The sequence below is a fragment of the Planococcus versutus genome, from assembly GCF_001186155.3.
GTDB lineage: Bacteria > Bacillota > Bacilli > Bacillales_A > Planococcaceae > Planococcus > Planococcus versutus.
Genome location: NZ_CP016540.2, coordinates 2,601,783 through 2,625,743, shown reverse-complemented (window position 1 = coordinate 2,625,743; position 23,961 = coordinate 2,601,783). Strand labels below are relative to the sequence as shown.

18 protein-coding genes are annotated in these 23,961 nt (G+C 41.6%); 15 read left to right on the top strand and 3 right to left on the bottom strand.

Going from position 1 to position 23,961, the window contains the following annotated elements:
• The first annotated feature begins 417 nt into the window (after positions 1–417).
• The 10 genes from I858_RS13215 to I858_RS13170 all read left to right on the top strand — a co-directional run bounded on the left by I858_RS13215 (position 418) and on the right by I858_RS13170 (position 12,195).
• A complete protein-coding gene (locus I858_RS13215) occupies positions 418–1,035 on the top strand; it encodes a hypothetical protein (RefSeq protein ID WP_049694142.1) in 618 nt (205 codons plus the stop codon).
• Positions 1,028–2,326: an HlyD family secretion protein gene (locus I858_RS13210; protein WP_049694122.1), complete on the top strand. Its 1,299-nt coding sequence runs from the start codon at positions 1,028–1,030 to the stop codon at positions 2,324–2,326. The genes I858_RS13215 and I858_RS13210 overlap by 8 nt, the downstream gene beginning before the upstream one ends.
• 152 nt (positions 2,327–2,478) lie before the next feature.
• Positions 2,479–2,745: a DUF997 family protein gene (locus tag I858_RS13205; RefSeq protein WP_049694123.1), complete on the top strand. Its 267-nt coding sequence runs from the start codon at positions 2,479–2,481 to the stop codon at positions 2,743–2,745.
• Entirely contained in the window at positions 2,745–4,205 is a 1,461-nt protein-coding gene (gene panF, locus I858_RS13200) for a sodium/pantothenate symporter (protein ID WP_049694124.1), read from the top strand. The genes I858_RS13205 and panF overlap by 1 nt, the downstream gene beginning before the upstream one ends.
• Before the next feature lie 63 nt (positions 4,206–4,268).
• Positions 4,269–5,183, top strand: coding sequence for a DMT family transporter (locus I858_RS13195; RefSeq protein ID WP_049694125.1), 915 nt, complete (start codon positions 4,269–4,271; stop codon positions 5,181–5,183).
• Positions 5,184–5,286: 103 nt separating this feature from the next.
• The gene (locus I858_RS13190; protein ID WP_049694126.1) at positions 5,287–6,900 is read left to right on the top strand and encodes a M20/M25/M40 family metallo-hydrolase; all 1,614 of its coding nucleotides are present in this window, start codon (positions 5,287–5,289) and stop codon (positions 6,898–6,900) included.
• A 211-nt stretch (positions 6,901–7,111) separates the two neighbouring features.
• The gene (locus I858_RS13185) at positions 7,112–8,068 is read left to right on the top strand and encodes a nuclease-related domain-containing protein (protein ID WP_049694127.1); all 957 of its coding nucleotides are present in this window, start codon (positions 7,112–7,114) and stop codon (positions 8,066–8,068) included.
• Between the two features lie 147 nt (positions 8,069–8,215).
• On the top strand, positions 8,216–9,307 hold the full coding sequence (locus I858_RS13180) for an amidohydrolase (RefSeq protein ID WP_049694128.1): 1,092 nt from the start codon (positions 8,216–8,218) through the stop codon (positions 9,305–9,307).
• A gap of 199 nt (positions 9,308–9,506) precedes the next feature.
• Complete coding sequence (locus I858_RS13175) at positions 9,507–10,922, top strand: alanine/glycine:cation symporter family protein (RefSeq protein ID WP_204249427.1); 1,416 nt, start codon at positions 9,507–9,509, stop codon at positions 10,920–10,922.
• Between the two features lie 259 nt (positions 10,923–11,181).
• Positions 11,182–12,195 carry a C40 family peptidase gene (locus tag I858_RS13170; RefSeq protein ID WP_065524439.1) on the top strand — a complete coding sequence of 338 codons (1,014 nt, stop codon included), beginning with the start codon at positions 11,182–11,184 and terminating at the stop codon, positions 12,193–12,195.
• A gap of 841 nt (positions 12,196–13,036) precedes the next feature.
• Here I858_RS13170 and I858_RS17380 read toward each other — a convergent pair.
• The 3 genes from I858_RS17380 to I858_RS13155 all read right to left on the bottom strand — a co-directional run bounded on the left by I858_RS17380 (position 13,037) and on the right by I858_RS13155 (position 16,155).
• Entirely contained in the window at positions 13,037–13,582 is a 546-nt protein-coding gene (locus tag I858_RS17380; RefSeq protein WP_239457168.1) for an S-layer homology domain-containing protein, read from the bottom strand.
• Positions 13,570–14,688 (bottom strand): S8 family peptidase, encoded by a 1,119-nt coding sequence (locus tag I858_RS13160; RefSeq protein WP_239457166.1) that lies wholly within the window; start codon positions 14,686–14,688, stop codon positions 13,570–13,572. The genes I858_RS17380 and I858_RS13160 overlap by 13 nt, the downstream gene beginning before the upstream one ends.
• Before the next feature lie 78 nt (positions 14,689–14,766).
• Positions 14,767–16,155, bottom strand: coding sequence for an N-acetylmuramoyl-L-alanine amidase (locus I858_RS13155; RefSeq protein ID WP_049694131.1), 1,389 nt, complete (start codon positions 16,153–16,155; stop codon positions 14,767–14,769).
• Positions 16,156–16,576: 421 nt separating this feature from the next.
• On the opposite strand from I858_RS13155, the gene I858_RS13150 reads away from it, so the two are divergent.
• From I858_RS13150 to csaB, 5 genes are all read left to right on the top strand, one after another.
• Positions 16,577–18,544 carry an S-layer homology domain-containing protein gene (locus I858_RS13150; protein ID WP_049694132.1) on the top strand — a complete coding sequence of 656 codons (1,968 nt, stop codon included), beginning with the start codon at positions 16,577–16,579 and terminating at the stop codon, positions 18,542–18,544.
• Between the two features lie 116 nt (positions 18,545–18,660).
• Positions 18,661–19,398, top strand: a complete 738-nt coding sequence (locus I858_RS13145) for a WecB/TagA/CpsF family glycosyltransferase (RefSeq protein WP_049694133.1) — start codon at positions 18,661–18,663, stop codon at positions 19,396–19,398.
• On the top strand, positions 19,395–20,954 hold the full coding sequence (locus I858_RS13140; RefSeq protein WP_049694134.1) for a putative polysaccharide biosynthesis protein: 1,560 nt from the start codon (positions 19,395–19,397) through the stop codon (positions 20,952–20,954). Before I858_RS13145 ends, I858_RS13140 begins: the two co-directional genes overlap by 4 nt.
• A 49-nt stretch (positions 20,955–21,003) precedes the next feature.
• Positions 21,004–22,872 carry a DUF5693 family protein gene (locus tag I858_RS13135; protein ID WP_049694135.1) on the top strand — a complete coding sequence of 623 codons (1,869 nt, stop codon included), beginning with the start codon at positions 21,004–21,006 and terminating at the stop codon, positions 22,870–22,872.
• Positions 22,869–23,945, top strand: coding sequence for a polysaccharide pyruvyl transferase CsaB (gene csaB, locus I858_RS13130; protein ID WP_049694136.1), 1,077 nt, complete (start codon positions 22,869–22,871; stop codon positions 23,943–23,945). The genes I858_RS13135 and csaB overlap by 4 nt, the downstream gene beginning before the upstream one ends.
• Positions 23,946–23,961: the final 16 nt, after the last annotated feature.

Sequence of the window (23,961 nt, the reverse complement as noted above, 5' to 3'; positions counted from 1 at the left end):
AAGACCCCGCAGGAACGTCAGTGACGAGGAGGCTGAAGCTGAGCCCACCGGAAAGCGGAGTGGTCAGCCCAGTTGGAGATTATACATCACTATTCAGTTTAATAAGACTTTGTCTACAGTCTGAGGCTGTTCCTTGTGAACAGCCTTTTTGTTTTGGAGTAAGCCAAGCAAACACTGGGCAAGTCGCAAACAAACCCACGCCATTCGACCGTATTTCTATGTCTTTTGACTCAAACAGCTCATATATTGTAAAATGTGTCAGCGAATACGTTTCAAAGAGAGCGCTTTTTTGGTAAAGTAAAGTGAAGCAGAACGTCAATTGCCTTGAAAGGAATCATACGCATGATATCAGACTTTAGATTTTGGCACTTTTTCCCGAGACAAGGGCAGCTTATACATAATATACAAACAACCGAAATGCGGAACGTTAGTAAACGCATTGCTTGGATTTTTCTAATGGGTCTTTTGGTTTTTGCCGTTAGTGAAGTTTGGGGCATGAATACAGAATCACTGACACCTCTTCTCGCAGCAGGTATGTGGGATGCATATACAGTCGCGCGTTGGACATCACTTATGGGAACGCTTCTATGGGGTGGTTTTTATGTAGCTTTTCATGTTTACGGAACAGCATTTTTGTACAGCAAACTCTTACGGTTGCCGTGGCGTGCAGCGCTCATTATGCAAATTTATGTGACGGCTTTACTGATCATTGAAAAGGGATTGATTAGTCTGTTGTTTGCAGTGACTGGCTATACGATGTCGGTCTCTATTTTCTCGTTCGGTCCGATTGCTTATACGTTTTTGGACCATTCGTTTTTGATTTATTTTTTTAATCAGCTAACGTTGTTTACGTCGCTAATCATTGCGGTGCAATACCGATTTATTCGGAGCTTTACGAAGATAAATCCGGCACTGATTTTGTTTGGTTTGATCATTCTTCACATAGTGTCGGCCTTGATTGTTGCGTCAGTTAGTTTAATCCCAGTGGACGATATACTAGGCGGTTTTATGGAAGGCGGGAATCCCTTTGAATAAATTCTATTTTGTTGGGTTATCCGTAGCGATTGTCGCTTTTTTGACTGCCAATGCGTTATTACTGTTCGGTGAGAAAAGCATTTTGCCAAAAAGCGTTTACGTCGATGATTATGAACAAACATATGCGCATGCTTACACGACCAATTTGTTTAAAGAAGCCTTAACGGTCCCTGAAGATACGGTCGAAATTTATATTCAAGACAACGAAGCATTGCAGCAATGGACAGTTAACGAAGGAGACGCGGTTACTGCTGGATCTGAGTTGGCCATTTTAAATGAAGCGGAAACAGAGGACCAACGAGCTGTATGGGAAACCCAAAAAATAGCATTAGAAAGTCAACGCACCGAAGTGAAAGCTTCACTTGCAACATTGGAACAAGCAAAAGCTGCACAAGGGGGTGCGGTGTCACGAGATGCATCCAATAATTCCGAAATCACCAATGAAGAAGACGAAGTTATAAAATTTGATGTTAACGTTTCTGTGGGTGTTGCAGTACCACAAGACGGTTCATACGCTGCAGGAATTGCGCAAGCTGAGCAACAATTAGCTGCACTAGACTCACAATTAGCGGTTTTAAATGCGCAGCTTGCACAAAATTTATCAAGTCCTTCGGTAATTAGTCCCGTTGATGGAACAGTTTCGAAAATCAATCGTGATACAGAACCATTAAGCATCGAAATTTATTCAACAGAAAAAGTGTTTTTGAGTTATGTATTAGAAGACGAGTGGCCATCGGTACAAGTGACAGATCCTGTTCAAATTCAAGGTGAAGGCATCGATGGCATCGTCACAGGAACGGTTCAACGTATTTCTGAAATGCCTGCCGAAGAATCGAAATGGCTAGAAGCTTATCATCAATTAGATCCAAAACAACAAAACAATCCGTTGGCGTATTATGAAATACGCATCGTCGCTGATGCACCGATCGAAAATCCATTGCCTTATGGCGCCAATGTCAACACCGCCATTACGTTAAAGTCAGCTAGTGATGCAGTAGCCTTGCCGATTTCTTGGCTTTTTGATTATGACGGTGTTACCGGCAAAGCGCATTCGTTACATATAAACGGACGACCCAAAACAGTGTCAGTGACGACCAATTTTGAAGATGGCACAAAAGCGGTATTATCTGAAGCTCCTGAAGTTGGAACGGTTATAATCCACGAAGAAAAACTGGAGAAATTTGTTGTGCCACCGAAAGTGTTTATGCCTTTCCCGAGCCGCCAACCAGATTTCGAAGAAGCGAAAAATACCTATTGGCGTGCATATGTAGAATATTTACTAGCTCGTTAAAACTCAAACCCGGAAGTTTAAGCTTTCGGGTTTTTACCTGCTTAAAAAGCACACGTAGGGGTTAATCAAAACTCGTCAATGGTGTACGATAGATGAAGAAAAAGAACAACGCGAGAAATAGCCATAAAAAGACAACGATCGGAGTGTATGTGATGGAGGAATTGGATTGGCGTTTTAAAATAGCGCACCGAGAAGCATGGATTGGGCTTGGCTTAGCCTTGTTCAATTTTTTGTGGTGGTTTGGCTTTGCTTACGGCTTAGGCTCACGTCCTGTTGAAGAGTACCGTTACGTTTTCGGCTTGCCGGATTGGTTTTTTTATAGCTGTGTGGTAGGATTCCTATTAATTTCGGTATTGGTTGTCATTGTCGTTAAATTCTTCTTTGTCGAAGTCCCGTTTGATGAAGAGGAGGAGGAATGATGAATTACGCCGTATTAGTACCCATGCTCGTGTTTTTACTGATCATCTTTTTTATCGGTTATTGGTCAAGCCGTAAATTAGCGAGTTCTTCCAATTTTATTAGCGATTATTTTTTAGGTGGCCGTGAACTAGGTGGCTTTGTACTCGCTATGACGATGGTTGCGACTTACGGCAGTGCGTCAAGTTTTCTTGGAGGTCCTGGAACCGCCTATACGTTAGGGTTTGGTTGGGTGTTGCTTGCCATGGCACAAGTGGTTACAGGTTATTTTGTGTTAATGATTCTTGGTAAAAAATACGCCATTATGGCACGGCGCTATAAAGCAATTACCATGATTGATTTTTTGAAAGCTCGTTACAATAGCACTTTCGTTGTCTTGCTGTCAGCTTTTAGCATTATTGTTTTCTTATTTTCCGCAATGGCCGCACAATGGATTGGCGGTGCGCGTCTTGTGGAATCACTGACAGGATTATCTTATAATTCAGCGTTGTTTTTATTTGCTGTTAGTGTGCTTGTGTATGTGACGATTGGTGGGTTTCGTGCCGTTGCCTTGACCGATGCTGTACAAGGAGCCGTCATGCTTATCGGTACACTTGTGTTACTGATTGCGGTCATTGTTGCAGGAGGGGGCATTCCAAACATCGTCAATGATTTGATTGCTGAAAACCCAAATTTAGTCACGCCATATGGTGCAAACGGTGATTTAACCGCTGCTTACGTTTCTTCTTTTTGGATTTTAGTCGGCGTTGGCGTTGTTGGCTTGCCACAAATTGCAGTACGTGCTATGTCTTATAAAAATTCGCGTGCCATGCACAGGGCGTTAATTATTGGCACGTTTGTAACTGGTTTTATCATGCTGAATATGCATTTGATCGGCGTTTTTGCACGTCCTGTTATGCCAGGCATTGAAATTGGGGATAAAGTCATTCCGCTAATTGCGCTTGAAACTTTGCCGCCGTGGGTCGCTGGAATCGTCCTCGCCGCGCCAATGGCTGCGATTATGTCGACCGTCGATTCGTTGTTATTACTAGTTAGTTCATCGATTGTGAAAGACGTGTATTTGAATTATGTAAAACCAGATGCCACACTTAAAACCATTAAACGCATTTCGTTTGGTGTGACGGGCGTACTCGGCATAATTGTCTTTTTGCTCGCATTAAATCCACCTGAACTGCTCATTTTCTTGAATTTGTTTGCGTTTGGTGGGTTGGAAGCGGCCTTTATTTGGCCGATTGTGCTGGGGTTGTATTGGAAATGGGGCAATAAATACGGCGCCATTGCATCGATGATGACAGGAATTAGTAGCTATATCGCTTTGCATTTTTACAACCTGGCAAACGGTAATTTGTTCGGTGTTCATACCGTTACAGTACCCGTGTTATTATCGCTTGCTGCTTTTATCGCTTTCAGTTTATTGATCGATCGAAAAGCATATCAATACACTATCCAAACACCTAAGTAAACTGTTCCAAAAAAATCAAAAATAAGGGCTTTTCTACAGAAAGGCGAAAGAAGGTCTTTGGATTTGAATCAATGGAAAATTTATGGCATTTTAACGGCTGTGATGATTGTCTGGGGCTTTAACTTGTCCGCGGTTAAATACATGTTGTCATTTGTCGATCCTGTCACTTTAACCGCATTTCGTATTTTTTTGGCAGGCTTGTCTGTGATGGCAATTCTCACAAGGTTCAAACTGTTGCGGTGGCCAGCTAAAAAAGAATGGAAATTTATTTTTCTTGGCTCGCTACTCAATGTCGTAGGACATCATTATTTCTTGTCAAATGGCTTAGCCGTAACAACCGGCTCAAATGCTGGATTGATTCTCGGGACAGGACCGATGTTAACGGCGGTGCTGGTGTCATTAATTATGCGCAATTACCCATCTAAGCTTCAATGGTTTGGAGTTGTTGTTGGATTTGCGGGTGTGGCCGCTACGGTTATGGTGGGCAGTGGAGCATCAACGGGTTTGAACATTGGAGACGTTTACGTATTCTTGTCGATTTTGGCGCAAGTGCTAAGTTATATTGTTATCGCCAATGCCGCCCGTACCTTGGATCCACGCTTACTAACAGGTTATATGTTTATCATCGGCTCGGTCGTGTTGTTTGTCATTTCGCTGCTACAAGAACCGGGTGAAATTGCAGCTTTTGCTGATGCACCCACATCTTTTTGGGTCGCTTTTTTCTTTTCTGCAATGCTCGGAACCGCAGTCGGTCATATGCTTTACAATTATTCGATAGGGCAAGCTGGCCCAACAAAAGCTGCAATTTTTATGAACTTGAATACATTATTTTCATTAGTTGGCGCTAGTGTGATTTTAAATGAAAAAATTACCTCTGGCCATATTTATGGATTGGTGCTCATCGTTATTGGTGTGCTATTTGGATCAGGGGCTGCTGAAGATTTAATGAAAAAACGTAAAAAACGGCTTTTTTCATGAGTCGTTTTTTGTTGCAAAAATATTTTAGAGTCATCTTCTTTTTATTTAACAAAAAATTCATTATAATGAAGAAAAGTAAAGAATAATTAGGGAGTGTAGAGCCGTGACCGCATTATGGGGAACACCAGAAAAATTACAAGCATTATTATGTGAACTTGTCAGTTGGAAAAGCTTAACTTTAACTGATGGAGAAGTGGAGTTTGCGTATAAGTTAAAAGATAAATTAATGGAACTGCCTTATTTTCAAGAACATCCAGATTATATTGGAATGGGAGAAGTCAACTGGGGACGCCAAAATGTGACGGCTCTTTACAAACATCCAGAGGCAGTCGATACGATTGTGTTAATTAGCCATTTCGATACCGTTCATACGGGCGAATACGGCGATTTGGAACCATTAGCAGGCAATCCAGAATTGCTTGGTGAAGCTTTTAAACAAATTCGTGAAGAGTTAGATGAAGATACATTGCGAGACCTTGACTCAGGAGAATATCTTTTTGGTCGCGGAACAATGGACATGAAAGCAGGACTCGCACTGCACATGGCATTAATCGAGAAAGCGTCGATCGAAAAGTGGAACATCAACTTACTATTGATGACCGTACCAGACGAAGAAGTAAACTCTGCAGGTATGCGTTATGGTGTATCGCGACTGCTCGATATCGAACGCGAGCACAACTTAGAATTTATATTGTTCTTAAACGGAGAGCCTGTCTTCGCGAGCAAACCCGGAGATACTGCACATTATGTATACACCGGATCTATCGGCAAAATCATGCCGTCTGCTTTATTTTATGGCAAAGAAACGCATGTGGGCGAACCGCTATCAGGCATTACATCAAGTTATATCTCAACTTACTTAACCCATCGTATGGAATGGAATACGAGCTTTAAAGAAGTGGTTTACGGAGAATCCACGCCGCTGCCGGTAACTCTCACGCAACGTGATATGAAATTAGAATACTCAGCACAAACGCCGTACCGCACGTCAGCAATGTACAATGTCTTTACTATGAAACGAACTGCAGAAGAAGTGTTTGAGATTTTCGAAACGGTCGCAAAAGAAGCGGCAGCGCATTGCGAACGCGACTACTTTGCTATGTGTGAACGCGAAAATATTGAACCTGTCGGCGGCATAAAGGTGTTACGCTACGAAGAACTTATGGAATACGCACGCACTAAATTCGGCCATGACTACATTACCGATTTGCTGCATGACACGTTAGCACTTCCAGATTTAGACATCCGTGAAAAATCGATGCACGTCACAGACATCTTGCTGATCAACTGCCAAGAGCTAACGCCTGCGATAGTACTGATGTTCGCGCCGCCATATTACCCATCTGTAAACTCGACCGAAAACGAACTAGTTAAACGGTGCGTTGAACAAGTCACAAAAAACGCAAAAGAAAAATTTGACCTTGATGTCAAACAAAGCCATTTCTTCAACGGCATCTCAGACTTAAGCTACGTCAGTTACAACGACCAAAATGACGGCTGGATCGCCTACGAAAACAATACACCCGTATATGGCGATCCATACAGTATCCCGTTCCAAGCAATGAAACAACTAACCGCTCCTGTTCTAAATGTCGGCCCTTACGGCAAAGACGCACACAGACGAACAGAGCGCTTGCACATCAAAAACACATTTGAAGAAATGCCCATGCTTTTAGAAGACATGATCCTATCTATACCCATAAAAAGTCGCCATTAAGGCGGCTTTTTTTTGATGCGTACACAGAATACTTGTAGAAAATTAGGCAAAGAAGATAAACTTTTCGCCTGCGAAAAGCTTATATAGAAATGAGACCTCCTTATCCACCAAATCTCATATACGACCCTCATAGGCCAATCAAAAATCAAATTTGGATATAAATGGCAAGCGGTTAAAAGACCTGCTAAGCTAGTTAAAAAGGAGGAAACTTATGATCATTAAATACAGAGGAAAACCAGTGAAAATTGCGGGGTACGAAGCTTTATTGAAAAGATTGTCACCTACTCATCCGAAACGAGCGGCTGTTAAAAATAGTCTCAATAATGCGAGAGCAGGTTTCAGTGGAGAAGAACGGTTAGATGAAGCGCTCTTTTTTTTCGATCCGCCGTATGCTCATCAAATCATCCAAGATTTTTCCTTGCCCGAGCCATTCAAAATCCAAGTGGATACCGTTTTGATTACACAAAGCGCTATTTTTTTGCTAGAAGTCAAAAACATTACCGGCAAGCTACAATTCAAGCAAAACCCGAGCGCGCTTTATTCCACATTGGCGGATGGAGAAATTCGGAGCTATAAAAGCCCTATCACGCAAATGAACGAAACAACGATGCGAATGTGTAAATTTCTGGAAAAAATAGGTTCTCATTTACCAATTTTCAGCATCATAGTCATTGCGCATCCTTCCCAAACTGTTGAAGACACGCCACCAAACTCGCGCATTTTAGCAGCGAGCGAAGTAAATTTTTATTTAACCGAATTAAACCTGCCAAAGTCGATTCTGTCTATAGAAGAACTCAACCAGCTAAGCGAAAAATTCCTCGCAGCACATCAAGACTACCAACCATTTCCACTCGCTCCTAAATTTCAAATTCAGCAAACTGAAATTGAAACAGGCGTCTTTTGCCCACGTTGCCAATTTGGCAAAATGCATAGAACTCAGGTTGCATGGGAATGCGAGACATGCAGACTCGTCAGTAGAAATGCCCACATCGAAGCGCTACACGATTGGTTTATGCTAATAAAACCCGCTATCAACACAGTGGAATGCCGCGATTTCATCGGACTCAAAAGTCTAGACACAGCTAAACGCTTTCTACTCAATAACCACTGCCAACCCGTAGGCGGACGCAAATATCGTAAATACATCTACCACCCACTCCACAAATAAACTCACCTTTATGTATAACTGGTAATTTCGCTAGTATAAAGTGCGAACACCCGGGTAACCATCCACACCACACCCATTTAACTCTCAACTCCGCTCGTGTACAATCAAACTATCAACGGGAATCCTAATACAAAAGGAGAGGGTCACATGAACATCAAGCAACAAACGCTGGCGTATTTTAATCATTTTCATACACATCCAGAAGTGAGTTGGAAAGAAACCGAGACCACTAAAAAACTAGCCGCGATTATGACGGATCTTGGCGTTAAGCATCATACCTTTTCGGACGTTACCGGAGTGATTGCCGAAATTGGACAAGGAGACGAAGTGGTTGCGGTGCGTGCGGATATGGATGCGCTTTGGCAAGAAGTCGATGGTATATTGCAGGCCAATCATTCGTGCGGACATGATGCCAACATGGCTATGGTACTCGGTGCGTTGTTGTATTTAAAAGACGAACCACTGACAAAACGTGTACGTTTTATTTTTCAGCCAGCAGAAGAATTGGGCAATGGTTCGTTATCGATGATAGCGCGCGGCGCGATGGATGGAGTGTCGCATTTATACGGTGTTCATTTACGTCCAATCGAAGAATTGCCGTTTGGGCAAGTAACACCAGCACTCCATCACGGGTCGGGAATTTTTTTAAGAGGAAAAATTACAGGAGTGGACGCACACGGAGCGCGTCCACATCAAGGGAAAAACGCAATTGATGTAATCGCCGCTATCCATCAATTCATGAAATCGATTTACTTTTCACCATTTGAGTCGTATTCGGCAAAACTCACACATATCCAAACGGGTGGCGATAGTTTGAACATCATTCCCGGAAGTGCACACTTCTCGATGGATGTGCGTTCTCAATCAAATGAACTCATGAAAGAGCTTCAGCAGAAAATCGGCGACGGCTTAGGAGCGATAGCCTCTTTACACGATGTTGACATTACGTTTGAATGGACTGATTACACGCCTGCTGCAGAAGTTTCAGAAACAGCGATGCAAATTGCCGATGCAGCGATTCGCAAAACACTGGGAGACGCGGCAACGGCAGCGCCCGTTCATACAACCGGTGCGGACGATTTTCATTTTTACACAATCAAAAAACCAGAATTGCATGCTGCTATGATTGGCATTGGCGCAGACTTGTCGCCGGGGCTACATCACCCCGATATGGACTTTAATCATGATGCGCTTGATATAGGAGCACGAGTGTTGGCCAATATATTAAAAGCAACATGATGCAACATTTCCCGGGAAATAACTTTAAAACACTAAAAATTCTTCTATAAGAAAAACACGTGATAAAATAATAATGCCGACATCCGAGATCCTCTTTTACTAGAGGGTCTCATTTTTCTATTTGAGTTCGATCAACGTTTTCTGTTACTGCAAATGGGGTATAGACACAAAGTTAAGTTTATGAAATGGGGGAAAGCGAATGGATGCTTTTATAGACGGAATCACGTGGTTCGTGGATAACATCAATACGTTATTATGGACATACATACTAATTGCACTTCTTATGGGCCTTGGCCTTTATTTTACGATTCGCACGCGATTCGTTCAAGTTCGTCTGTTTGGTGAGATGTTTCGTGTCATCACAGAAAAAAAGGATGGTGATAGCGGAATTTCAGCTTTCCAAGCCTTTACGATTTCAACAGCATCACGCGTCGGTACGGGGAACATTACCGGGGTTGCTTTGGCAATTGCCATCGGTGGACCTGGAGCGGTTTTCTGGATGTGGATGGTTGCGATTATCGGAATGGCGACCGCTTTTGTTGAAAGTACGTTAGCGCAAGTTTACAAAGTTCGTGACGGCGAACAATTCCGCGGAGGCCCTGCTTACTACATGGAAAAAGCTTTAGGAAATCGCAAACTAGGAATCGTCTTCGCTGTTCTTTTAACATTAGCCTTTGGTTTTATTTTTAACTCGGTTCAATCAAATACAATTGCGCAATCGTTTGAAGATGTCTTCAATATTCCAGATTGGTCTGTTGGTTTAGGACTTGTCGTCTTAACTGCAATTGTTATTTTTGGAGGCGTTAAACGAATTGCTAGCGTGACACAAATCGTTGTACCGATTATGGCAACGATCTACATCATTGTGGCATTGTACATTGTCATTATGAACTTCACTGAAATTCCTGCAGTTTTCATGCTGATTGTGAAAAGTGCCTTTGGCTTAGAAGAAGCAATCGGCGGCGGAATTGGTGCTGCGATTATGCAAGGAGTTCGTCGTGGATTGTTCTCAAACGAAGCTGGTATGGGTTCTGTGCCAAACGCAGCAGCATCGGCCAACGTTTCGCATCCTGCTAAACAAGGCTTAGTACAAAGTTTAGGCGTTTTCTTCGATACGATCGTCATTTGTTCAGCAACTGCTTTTATCATTATCTTGGCTGGTTTGTATTCAACAAGTGAAAAAGTTGGAATTTTACTGACACAAGCTTCATTAGATGTTCATCTTGGCAGCTGGGCGCCTTACTTTTTGGCAATCGCCATCTTGTTCTTCGCATTTAGTTCAATTATTGGAAACTACTATTACGGTGAAACAAACATTGAATTTATCAACGCGCACAGCGCTTGGTTAACAGCTTATCGTTTTGGAGTACTTGGAATGGTTATGTTTGGTGCATTAGCACAAGTTCAACTCGTTTGGAACATGGCAGATTTGTTTATGGGCACCATGGCCGTACTCAACTTAGTGGTTATTGCTTTGCTCGGCAAAACGGCTTTCAAAGTGCTTGATGACTACACAAGCCAGCGCAAAGCTGGAAAAAATCCTGAGTTTTTCGCAAAAAACATACCTGGCCTGAAAAACACAGAATGCTGGGGCGAAAACGAAAATCGTCACTAATAAAGGAATCGAAAGACCATTTTGCTTTTTGCAAAATGGTCTTTTTTGGTTTTTATTTCCTTATTATCTTTCTTAAATATAAGTACTTATATATGTTTTTCTCCTAAAATTAAACAGTAGAATAGTCTTTGTTACACACTTGTAACACAAATGTAACGTTTAAAGTATGTTTTTACTGTTACAATCAAAATTATATTAAAGAAACAACTAACGGTCGATGAGTGATCACCATCCCGAAATTCAAACGAAGAGGTGCCGAGTGAAAAAACGTCTACTACTTATGATAATTGCGGTCTTAGTGCTATCAATTAGTCCATTCAATGCCAACTCAGCGAGTGCAGCGACACCAAACGAGTTAACAACATACGCTAAGAAATTTTTAGGAACGCCTTATAAATTCGGCGGAACAACACCGTCAGGATTTGATTGTTCAGGATACTTACGCTATGTGTACGATGAATTTGATATTGCAATTCCACGTACCTCTGCGCAACAATACCAAATTGGTACGAGCGTCAGCAAAAGTAACCTGAAAGAAGGCGACTTGGTTTTCTTTTCAAACACATACAAACGCGGAATTTCACATTCAGGAATATACATAGGAGATGGTAATTTCCTTTCAGCAACAAGCGGAGGAGTTACAATCGCCAATTTGAACACCAACCCATATTGGGGACCTAAATACACAGGCGCGCGTCGTCTAGACGGAATAAGCGAACAAGCAAAACCCGTCTCGAAACCAAATCTTTCGGTAGGTCAGTACCACGATGTACCAAAAGGATTTTGGGCAGCCGATGAAATCAAAGACTTAACCGTTACAGAAATCATCACAGGAAAAGGCAATGGCCTTTTTGAGCCAAATTCTAATGTTTCACGTGCAGAAGCGGCAACCATCATTGCACGTGCATTAAAATTAGAAAAAGTAAAAAGCTCAGCATTTACAGATGTTCCCGCTTCGCACTGGGCAGCTGGCAACATTAACGCTGTTCAAAAAGCGGGAATTGTGCAAGGACGTTCAGCTGACCGATTTGCGCCAAACGAGAGCATCACACGCGCTGAAATCAGCAAACTGCTGACGAACGCATTTGCATTGTCAGCTGCAAAACCGTCATCATCGTTCACAGACATTAGCGGCCACTGGGCTGAAAGTTCAATCAACACAATCGCCGCTCACGAACTAGCAACTGGCCATAAAGACGGCTCATTCCAACCAAACGCTAATGCCAAACGAGCAGAGTACACAGCATTCGTACACAGAGCACTTGCAAAATAACGTACACAAAAACCAGCAAACTCTTTAGAGGTTGCTGGTTTTAGACTGTAGACAAAAGAATGATTATTCGTTTTTTTTGTATGCATCTATGATTCTCCACACCAAGCGGACGCTTTGGGCCCACAGGATGTGGGTCATGCAACTGGCGCGATAGGACGTCGCGGTGCCAGCTGCCAAGGACTCCGCGCTGAGCCTCCTCGTCGCAAGCTCCTGCGGGGTCTCATCCCTTCGTTTTTCCGCAGGAAAGTCAGTGACCGAAGGAAATTTGGGCAGTGGCTTTGCGACGAAGCTAGCGCAGCGATGCAGGAGCATATCTTTGCCCTTCACCACTTGGTGCTCCGAATCCTTAAGTGAGTAGATGAAAAGGCTTGATCATGTATTTTTATTGTGAAATGGACTAAATAGTCTCACTTTGATTGAAGCTGGAACCCTCCAACTGGGCTGGTCCACGAAGACTCCTGTGGGACAGCGAAAGCTGAAGACCCCGCAGGAACGTCAGTGACGAGGAGGCTGAAGCTGAGCCCACTGGAAAGCGAAGTGGCCAGCCCAGTTGGAGGTTATACGTCACTATTCAGTTTAATAAGACTTTGTCTACGAGCTGAAACCAGCAACCTCTTTAGAGTTTGCTGGTTTTTGTTTACGAATAAATCCTTCAATGTAACGATATAATTTTGTAGAGAGGAGAAAAGTAAAGTAAAGTAAAGTCTTATCGTGCGAGAAATCAAATCTAGTTGGATCTTTGTAAAGAACGAGATCACGTACGCACAAAGTCTGAAATTTTTATCTCCAATTTAAAAAGCAAAAGCCCAACCGAGTCGATCGGTTGGGCTTTTGCTTTTATTCACTGCGTCAAGGCATTGGTTAAAAATTCAGCGCTTTCAGCACGTGTAATCGACTTCTCCGGGCGGAACGTGTTGTCTTTATATCCTTTAACGACATTGCTTGCGTAGGCCGCTTGTACAGCTTCGTAATAGTACTTGGTTTTAGGAACATCTGTAAAAGACAGTTGTTGAGTGCCTGACAAGTTGAAGGCACGCTTCATTATAAGTGCCATGTCGCCTCGTTTAATCGGCTCGTTTGGACGGAAATCTTTGGCGGTAACGCCTTTGATATAGCCTTTTTCAAACGCGCTGTTAATATAACCCGCCGCAAACGAATCTTTTGGCACGTCACGGAACTTGCCATTCGGATTTTCGCCATCCAGTGTTAATGCGCGTCCGATAAACGTCACGGCTTCAGCACGCGTGATGGTAGCGTTTGGACGATACGTGCCGTCTGGGAAGCCCTTGACAATTTTGCGATCAAACACTTGCTTAATCGGTTCGGAATACCAAACCTTGTTTTTCAAGTCTGGAAATAGTGCAGCTTTGGTTTTTAATGATTGCACCAGCCCGTGACCGTACAAATTGTCACGGCCTTTTGCCCCAAATCGATGGTGGCACGTTTGACTGTTTCACGTAATTGTTTATTTGAAAGATGCGGATAAGCTTCCATGTATTGTGCAAATGTGCCAGCTACAAAAGGTGCAGCAACTGACGTTCCTTCTGAAATTGCGTAATCATCTTGAGTTGTGGTTTTAGCATTAGTAAAGCTGCTCAAAATACCTTCACCCGGTGCAACCAGTTCTTGTGAAGCTCCGTAATTTGAGAAATAAGACAGCTTGTTGAGCTTAGATACCGACCCTACAGCAACAACTGAAGAGTAACGCGCGGGAAACAAAACATCCTTGAACAATCCTTTTTCTCGTTCATTTCCAGCAGCTGCTACCACTACGATGCCAGCGTCATAGGCTTTTTTCGTAATATTGCGCAGCGATTGTTTGTCATTATCGATGGTTAAACTCATATTGATGATGTCTACTTTTTGGTCGATTGCCCATTGAATGCCTGCAACGACACCTTCTAATGTGCCAATACCATTGGCAGAAAGCACTTTTACTGAGTAAAGTGAAGCACTTGGCGCAACGCCGACTGTGCCAATAGAGTTGTTTTGTGCACCAATAACACCGGCAACATGTGTGCCGTGTCCATTACCATCCGTAAAAGCGCTTGAATTTTCGATTTTGGAGACACCCCCAGCTACTTTTAAATCGGGATGCTTTGAGTTGATTCCCGAATCGATAATGGCAATTTTTACGCCTTTACCGGTATAACCGAGACTTGTAGCTGTATTGGCTTTAATGGCTTTATAACCCCAAGTGGTTGTTTGGGCTGCCGCTTTTACAATCGCGTTTTCTTCTATATATTCGATCGATGAATGGTTGCTTGCAGCTTGAACCATTTGTTCGCTTGGCAACGTGACAGAAACAGCAGAAATTGCGTCAAATTCTTCATGAATGACTGCACCCATTTCTTCTAAAAGTGCATAATCGATGGTGTCTTTAAAAGAAATAATGAGGTGGTCTGAAGCATCAGTGCCTTCAGTGGCGGCTGCATGACTAGCCAATCCACCAAAAAAAAGTATAAAACTAGCTAAAATGACTATTTTCTTCAATAGAATCCCTCCTAGAAACAGTAAGTTCCCTGTAGTATACAACAAAAAAACGGACTAAAAAGTCCGTTTTAGAAATTATTATTTTGCTTTCCAATTATAGTAATCTTCGATACCATCAGCAATCGCTGTAGCAGCGCGGTCTTTGTAAGTACCCGATGCTAATTTAGCTGAATCGTACTTGTTCGTAATAAAACCTAATTCCACCAATGCTGCTGGAAGTGGATTTGTGCGGATTACTTGGAAACCGTAGTTTTTTACACCTCGGTTTGGATGATCCATTGCTTTATAGAGTCTGTTTTGAATGAAAGTCGCTAATTGCTTGCTGTCATTACCAACAGAAGCAGAATAGAAAGTTTCCGATCCACTTGCACCAGGAGAAGCTGCATTTGTGTGGATGCTTAGGAAAGCATCTGATCCACTAGCAACTCCTTTGTCAACGCGAGCACTTAACGAATGGAATACGTCTGTTGATCTCGTCATATAAACTTTAATGCCTTTTGCTTTTAGTTTTGCTTCGACGCGTTTTGATACATCAAGGTTGATGTCTTTTTCACGCAAGCCATTCCCTGTAGCGCCTGGGTCGTGACCGCCATGTCCCGGATCAATTGTGATAAACCGGTTATTGGCAGCAGCTGGTACAGATTTGCCGATAAATTCAGAATGCACATAACCTGTGACATTGCCGCTTTTACCGTATGCCCATACACCTTTATAGCCGTAAACTTGGAATTCTGCACCGGTATTTACTTTGCCAATTGCGCGGTAGCCTGTGCTTGGTCCAGTTCGCACATTCAAGTTGTCGACAATAACGGTTAAGTTTTCTGACACCGTATTTTTATAAGCAACTTTAAAGTTTGAGTTGAGTGCGCGAGCTAAGAAAACAGCAAATTCACCGCGAACCAATTCTTTGGTAGGTGTATATGTACCAGTTCCAGTACCGTTTGAAACACCTGCAGTAGCAATTTTGCTAACTGCTGTATACAAGCTGGTGCTGCTAGTATCAGATTTAATATCATCGAAGAACACATTACCAGTAGAAGTATAGTTAAATGCGCGGCTTAACAGAAAAGCCATTTCTCCACGAGTCATTGTATCTTGTGGGCGGAAACTACCGTCCGGATTTCCAGTAATGATGCCTTTTTCATAAGCTGATTGAATGTATCCTGAGCTATACCGTTTCGGGTTCACATCTGGGAATGTTGTATTCCGCAAATCACCTTTTAACCCGATCGCGCGACCGATTAAAGTGGCAGCTTGTTCGCGAGTAACTGCATCAGTCGGGCCAAATGTAATTGAATCAATGCCATTAATCAATTTTTTGTTCCATAAATAAAGAATTTCCTTGTCTGAAGATGAAACATCCTTAAACGGATTACTTGCAGCAGAAGCGGGTTGTGCACCAAAACTCGTAATCACAAAAACAGCAGCAACTAGAAACAAAAAAACTTTCGATAATGCATTTTTCATAAATTTGTCATTTCCCCCTAATAATTTCTATCTGTTAGTGATAATAGCAGATATTTATGCAAATTAATGGGTTTTATAAATAAATGAGTGAAAAGACTTGTTTAAAAATTAAATTTTCGAAACGGGACTTTTATTTTAGTTATTAATACCTACTTTATGCAACAAGAACTGTTATATTAATAAATATTTTTGAAAAAAATTGTTAAAAATAAAAAAAATTCTTTACTACTGGCAGAAGGTTAATGGTACACTCAAAAAAGTGATAACTATTTATGCACTATTAACTGTATAAAGATGGATAATTAACAATTCCCTATACCCTAAAAAATTATTTGGTATACGTTGCGGTTGTCTAGAGTAAATATTAAAAGAGATATTAAAATAAAAGGGTTTTTTTAACAATGAGGGGGATTTAGTAAAGATGAAAAAAGTAGTAGTAGTGTTTTTAACGTTGTTCTTATTAGTAACGGCCTTTACACAAGAAACTGCCAAAGCAGCGGATGATTTAACAGGTCATGCATATGAAGCTGAAATAAGAGAATTAATGGATTTAGGTGTTATTCAAGGGTATAAAGATGGAACCATTCGCCCGAATACAGAAGTGACACGTGCAGAGTTTGCCAAGATGATTGTCAACTCATTTGAACTTGGAGCAACCGTAAAAGGAGCTTCGGTTGAAAATGCCGGATTTACAAATGCTGCAACAACTGCCATTGCAGGATTTAAAGATGTTCAATCGGGAGAATGGTATTATGAAGTAATTACAGCAGCTGTAGATGCAGGTATTATTAAAGGGTATCCTGACAATACATTCAAACCCAATGAATTGATCAACCGTGAACAAATGTCGACAATGGTGTCGCGTGCATTGACAGCAAAAGGAATTGTCATTAAAGCTTCAGAAACAAATAGCTTAGACTTTACCGATGTCTCAGAGATTAGAAAAGACCATCAAGAAGATGTTCAAATTCTTTCTCACTTGGGCATCATTACAGGAAACAAAGACCAAACATTCAAACCTAAAGACAGCTCAACACGATGGATGGTGGCGATTGTTATGCTAAGAGCACGAGCTGAAGTTTTCCCGCCTCAAAACCTCGAGTTTCAAGTGTCAGCCATTACAGCTGATCAAACAAAAGTCTTAAAACATTTTGATTCTTTTGCCAAAGCAAAAGAATATGCACAAAAACACACGGCAGCACAAGTTGTAGAGCGCAGCAACCAAATTCTTTGGATGAAACAAGGAATTGTGACGAACAATGCTTTTACAGAAATTTATCCAACAGAAAGCTTGAAAGCAAGCAACGGCACATTCCGTCCTTACTTACCATCTAATACAGAGATGAAATACATCGATGCGACAGCGACAACAGTTAAAGTGGAACTCGCAGGAAAAGTCGGGTATGTAAGTTCAAAAGTAGTTCGGTTAATTCCTGAGCAATTGCAAAAAGGTCGATCGTATTATGAAGTGTCGGGCAGTAGTTTAGTCCACAAAATTTTCAATCACGCGACTAGAAGCTATGCTTCAACAGGCATTGTAGGCAAAGCGCCAAAAGAATTTGTTGCAGGCATGAAATACTATAGCTGGGACGGTGCGACTTTCACGAACGAATCGGGTGCAGAAATAACAGAAAGCTATCAGTATTTCAATATGCTGCCTCTTCAATCGGAAACCAATTACACAGCCCAAGAGCTGGACCAGTATTTAGCGGATAAATTCCCGTACTATAACCAAACGCTTTACGGCAAGAAATGGAAAACCAGTCCACTTGTTGGTGCGGGTAAGTTTTTTAAAGAAATGGAAAAAACGCATAAAATTAATGCGCTTTACTTGATGTCTCATGCGATTCACGAAAGTCAGTGGGGAACGAGTAAAATTGCACAAGACAAATACAATCTTTTTGGTTACGGAGCGGTTGATGGCAATGCTTACAACGGAGCTTATTCGTATTATTCGTTTAGAGAATCTATTAAAGATGCAGCGGATCGTATTAACAAAGGCTACCATTCTCCAACAGGAAGTTACTATAATGGTTCAGTCTTAGGCAATAAAGGAATCGGTATGAATGTTCGCTACGCATCAGACGCTTACTGGGGAGAAAAAATTGCGGGGCATATGTACCGCACCGATCTTCACCTTGGCAGCAAAGATTTAAACCAAAACAAACTGGGCTACACAACAACAACGCCATTAAACTTCAGACAAGATCCAAGCACGAACGTCGCGCAAATTTATACATTGAAAACGGAAAAAGTTCCGGTTGTCATCATGAACGAAGTTAAAGCTTCAAACAATGCCATGTGGTACGAAGTAGCCTCTGAAAACAAAGCTTATACGAAAGCTTATGTACACGGTGCTTACATTAAAATGTTACCTCTTGCACAGTAATAAACTTGATAAAACTTAAAAGAAGAGTCCCATGTAAGAGCCTTGAGAGCTTGAACATGGGGCTCTTCTTTATGTTATACTAGCTTAAGATATTTTGCCTGAAGAGGAGATAAATCATGACTTTAAAATTCGTTCATATACTGGGAGTGCCGTTTGTTCACACGAACCAGAAAGATTTTATTGCTACATTGGAAGAGCGCATCGACAAACAGGAAAAAACTTTTGTTGTAACGGCTAATCCTGAAATTGTTATGCATTCGTTAAAAGACCAGCCATACAAAAAGCTATTAGCAAAAGCTACATACATTACAGCAGACGGCATCGGTATCGTTAAAGCAGCCGCAATTATCGGAGAACCGCTACCAGAGCGCGTGAGTGGCTACGATGTGATGCTCGATTTGTTGGAATCAGCAAACAAAACACATGCGCGTGTGTTTTTTTTAGGAGCGTCAGAAGCCGTATTGCAAGCCACCGTCAAAAAAGCAAAAACCGATTATCCCGGTATAAAAGTTGTTGGCAGTCAAAATGGCTTTTTCGATTGGAATGACCACCAACTGCCTCAACAAATCCAAAACATGAAACCAGATATTGTGTTTGTTGCACTTGGCTTCCCAAGACAAGAACAATGGATTGGTACTCATATTGACCAATTTGATAAAGGAGTGTTTATTGGCATTGGTGGAAGTTTTGATGTGTTTTCAGGTTCTGTAAAACGAGCGCCGGAAATGTGGCAGAAAATGAACCTTGAATGGTTTTACCGGTTAGTCAAACAGCCTTCGAGGTGGAAACGAATGCTGGTATTGCCGAAATTTGCAGCAACAGTAATTGGACGAAAGGCTTTCCGTAAAGGATGAAAAACACTTTAGTCAAAAGCACCTTAATATTATCCATCGCCGCGTTGTTATCAAAAATACTCGGCAGTTTGTTCCGGATTCCGCTCCAAAATATAGCAGGAGACGAAGTGCTTGGAATCTTTACGTTAGTGTATCCTGTCTACATGGTCGCGTTGACGTTGTCGGTTGCCGGCATTCCCATTGCCATTTCGAAACTGATTTCAGAAGCTCGTGCTATCAACGACGAGCAGCAAGTCAAAAACCTTTTTTTCACTTCAAGTATACTAGCGGTCATTTTTGGCATCACAAGTTTCTTGCTTCTTTATGGATTTTCGCATCAAATCGCAGCTGTTCTTGGCGGTGAATCGACGCGTTTGGCATTAATTATTGTGGCATGTACATTGCTTGTTGCCCCTTATATGGCCGTTTACCGAGGTTATTTTCAAGGTCATCAACATATGACACCTACTGCAGTATCGCAAGTAATCGAACAGTTTATTCGTGTGGGCTTGATTTTGCTCGTTGCCATTTTCATGGTCGATCGTCTCTATAGCGACGAACAAATTGCGGGTGGTATCATGATCGGTTCGCTTATAGGAGCAATAGGCTCATTTGTTTACTTACGCTTGTTGTACACTCGTTCAGCTGTCCGAGTGGCAAAGCAATCGCAGTTTAAGTTAGCCGATTTTAAAACGACATTCAAACCTATTTTAAAAATTTCGATCCCTATTGCAATTGGAGCCATTACAATGGCATTATTGAATTTGATTGATTCAGTGACTATTCCAACAGCATTAAAAATGCATGGCGAAGCTCAACAAGACATTAATTTGCTTTACGGAATTTATGGACGTGGCTTGGCACTGGTTCAAATTGTAACCGTTTTTGCAACATCGGTGATTTTGCCATTAATTCCATCGATTTCTGAGAAACTAATGAAAAATGACAAAATAGGTGCCAAGAAGCTGATCAATAATACATTTTTCTTAACTTATTTATTGTCTGTTCCCGCAGCCGTGGGACTTGTCGTTTTGACGTTGCCAATCAACCTGGGATTGTTTACGGATTTACAAGGCAGTACCGTGTTAGCTATCGTATCGTTTAGTTCATTATTCACGTCATTAACCGTACTTGGAACGGGTGTATTGCAAGGCATCAACAAAGCACGTCTCGGTGCTTGGATTATTGTAATAGGTGTGACGATCAAACTAGTTCTTAATATGATTTTAGTCAACTTATATGGATTAGAAGGAGCGGCAATTTCAACCGTCGCGATTTATGTCTTTTTATTTATTGTCAACGCGATAGCGATTCGGAAGTTTACTGGAGTTAGTTATTTCCCCGAAAAGACGGGTCTTATCGTGGGTGCTTCACTTGTCATGGGAGCAGTGATTTGGTTGCCAAGTTTCTTGGTAGATTTTGAAGAGCTATCGAGAGGATTTGCTTTACTGTATATAGCAGCAGCTGTAGCAATTGGCGGAGTGATTTACTTTAGTTTGTTGTTGATAACCAAAGCAGTTGACCAAAGCGTATTGCAACGCATTCCTGTCATAAACAAATGGATCGCCAAAAAATAATGGCCGGCAAGTCAGGCAATACCAAGAAAAGTTAAGGGTGTGTACTTACGTGAAGAAAGTATTAATCGGAATCCTTCTGGCCGCATTGCTACTAACCATTCCAACGGCAGTTCAGCGCGTACAAATAGAAGAGTCAAACAAAACCATCGAAACCATAGTCCCGTATCAATCGGCAATTGGTTGGATGATTGAAGACCCAAATTTAACAGTTGATGAAATCTTAAAAGATTTTAAAGAAACTGGCATTCAAAGCGTTAGTTTAGAACCAGATACTGTCAGTTCACTAGAACGAAAAAGGCTGATTACGACAGTGAGTGCGTCGCGTATGCACGAAAACATATTGCTCACGCAAAAAGAGCCGTTAGAAGCACCTTTTGATAAACCAGGCTTGTTTATTCATTCAACCGGTTTGTTTGACTTTGAGAAAGTGACAAAAGGTTTGTTCGAAGAGCAGTTTGAATTTAGCTTAGACGGAACAGACTATTTGTTTGTCCCTGGTGATTCAGCGGCGATTCAATCTACGCCCATTGCGTATGATCGAGAAGTCATTGCAGCTGTTTTAGATTCAGGTTTATCAATAGTTCCACGACTAAGAGCGTATTCCGATGAAAAACAGCTTGATCAAATGATCAACGAACTTATTGCCATTAAACAGCCAGGTGTCGAAAAAGTCTTGTTTATTGGAGACAAAGTACCGGCTTTTTCAGATCCCGTTCGTTTAAAAGAATTTGGTGAGCAACTCAAAACAGCTGGTTACACGTTGTTGAGCATCGAATTTGCTCTTCAAGATGGCTTGAATCAGTTGGCTTATATGACGGATTTAAATCTAGTGCGTCTTCACAGTCTCGGCGTCACAGATGAAAATATGAGCGAAAGCTCGGATAAAATTGTACGCGCAGCAAAAGAACGAAATTTCCGAGCATTTTTCTTAAATATGTCCCAAAAAGAATATGAACAAGCACTACCCGCACTAACAGAATTACAAAAGCAAGTAGACAACACTTTGCCAGCAAGCTTTAAACGAGGCGTTGCAAAAACGTTTGAGCCATATAGCGTCCCGCTATGGCAAACTGCATTGGCATTACTTGGAGCTGTCGCATTTTTAACGCTCGCAGCACAATCTGTCTTTAAAAATAAAAAATTGACCTATATTGCATTTTTTGGATCTCTTTTGTTTGCTGTTTTGTATTTAGTGGTACAGCAAAGTATACTATTGAAAACTTTTGCGCTCGCAGTCGCAATCACGGCACCTATTTGGGCTGTGTTGGTGAAAAAAGAACCGCAGAAAAAAGCGTATCTTTTAAAATCTTTTGCACAAGCTGTCGGTATTGCGGCCATTGGCATTTGGCTAATCGTCATTTTGCTAAGCGGCAATCAATACATTTTGGGCATTGATTTGTTTAGAGGGGTATCACTGGTTTACATTGTGCCAATTGCTTTTATTTTGATTTATGCGGTATGGGGAAATATCAAAAATCTGTTAACTATGAACGTGGTTTATTGGCACATAGCAGTTGGTGTATTCGTTGCAGGTATTGCATTTTACTATTACACACGTACTGGAAATGCAGGACAAGTATCGAACTTTGAACTTCAAGCGCGTTTGTTGTTAGAGCAAATTTTATATGTAAGACCACGGACAAAAGAATTTTTAATTGGCTTTCCGTTGTTTATCTTAGCGCTTCATGTTGCAAAATCGTATCCGAAAGCATATTACTTCTTGCTCATTCCTGGAGTAATTGGCTTTTTATCAATGGTCAATACTTTTACTCATCTTCATATTCCACTATTGATTTCACTACTCAGAAGTGGTTACAGTATCGTCTTAGGCTTCTTGATTGGACTTGTTCTTATTTGGCTATATGAAAAAGTGTGGAAAAAAGTAGTGACTATCATAAAGATGAGGTGGCAGACGTGAGATTGGTGTTATCTGGATACTATGGTTTTGACAATGTGGGAGATGAAGCGATCCTCTATGCCATTATCCATTCGTTAAAAGAATACAATCCGAAAATTGACATTGTGGTGTTGTCCAACAAGCCGGAAAAAACAGCAGAAACATACCGTGTCAAAGCTGTAAACAGATGGAGTTTGAAAGAAGTTCGCGCTACACTCAAAGCTTCTGACGGATTGATCAGTGGTGGGGGAAGCTTGTTGCAAGACGAAACCGGTCGCAAAAGTATCCCGTACTATGCAGGCATTATAAAAATTGCACAACAATTGAAAAAACCGGTATTTATTTACGCACAAGGCATGGGTCCTATCAAAAGCAAGCTCAATCAACTAATCGTTAAGCATGTGTTAAACAGAGCAACACTTCTAACCGTACGTGATAGTCAATCCGAGCAATTGTTAAAAGAAATCGGTGTTGCTGAACCCATTCACCTCGTGCCAGATCCTGTCATGGGAATTGATGCAAACGAGTTTCACAGCAGTTGGCTCGGTCAACAAAAGTTTCAAGGCAAAGTCATTACGGTTTCCGTCCGGAACTGGCCAAACGATCATCAAGCTTTTCCAGAAATTGCGAAAGCACTCGACCAATTAGCAAATGCCGGATATCACATTGTATTTGTGCCAATGCACGGAAAAAACGATGCTCAAACATCTCAGCAAGTACAAGACTTAATGATAACAACTGCTGCCATCGCACCATATGACAGCACCATTCAAGAAAAAATGGCCATCATCAAAGAATCGGACTTGCTGTTCGGCATGCGGTTACACGCGTTAATCTTTGCAGCTGTCGGCCATACACCTTTTGTTGCACTATCATACGATCCGAAAATTGATTCATTTGCCAAAATTGTCGATCAGCCTGTTGTGGGTCACATCGAATCGAGTGACTGGAATCATGACGACCTTGTCGATAAAATAGAACAAGTTTTTGCTAACTACCCGGCTCGCGTCACTGCATTTATACAAGCAGTCGAGCCGCTCCAAAGCAAAGCCAATCAAACCGCACAAACCGTTATTGACGCTGTACAAGCATGAAAATAGAAAAAAGGCT

What these genes read in the sequence shown, in the direction of transcription:
- I858_RS13185 (WP_049694127.1), top strand. Translation starts at nt 7,112, where the DNA reads ATGATCATTAAATACAGAGGAAAACCAGTGAAAATTGCGGGGTACGAA.
- I858_RS13140 (WP_049694134.1), top strand. Translation starts at nt 19,395, where the DNA reads ATGAAAAACACTTTAGTCAAAAGCACCTTAATATTATCCATCGCCGCG.
- I858_RS13180 (WP_049694128.1), top strand. Translation starts at nt 8,216, where the DNA reads ATGAACATCAAGCAACAAACGCTGGCGTATTTTAATCATTTTCATACA.
- I858_RS13175 (WP_204249427.1), top strand. Translation starts at nt 9,507, where the DNA reads ATGGATGCTTTTATAGACGGAATCACGTGGTTCGTGGATAACATCAAT.
- I858_RS13155 (WP_049694131.1), bottom strand. Translation starts at nt 16,155, where the DNA reads ATGAAAAATGCATTATCGAAAGTTTTTTTGTTTCTAGTTGCTGCTGTT.
- I858_RS13150 (WP_049694132.1), top strand. Translation starts at nt 16,577, where the DNA reads ATGAAAAAAGTAGTAGTAGTGTTTTTAACGTTGTTCTTATTAGTAACG.
- I858_RS13145 (WP_049694133.1), top strand. Translation starts at nt 18,661, where the DNA reads ATGACTTTAAAATTCGTTCATATACTGGGAGTGCCGTTTGTTCACACG.
- I858_RS13215 (WP_049694142.1), top strand. Translation starts at nt 418, where the DNA reads ATGCGGAACGTTAGTAAACGCATTGCTTGGATTTTTCTAATGGGTCTT.
- panF (WP_049694124.1), top strand. Translation starts at nt 2,745, where the DNA reads ATGAATTACGCCGTATTAGTACCCATGCTCGTGTTTTTACTGATCATC.
- I858_RS13205 (WP_049694123.1), top strand. Translation starts at nt 2,479, where the DNA reads ATGGAGGAATTGGATTGGCGTTTTAAAATAGCGCACCGAGAAGCATGG.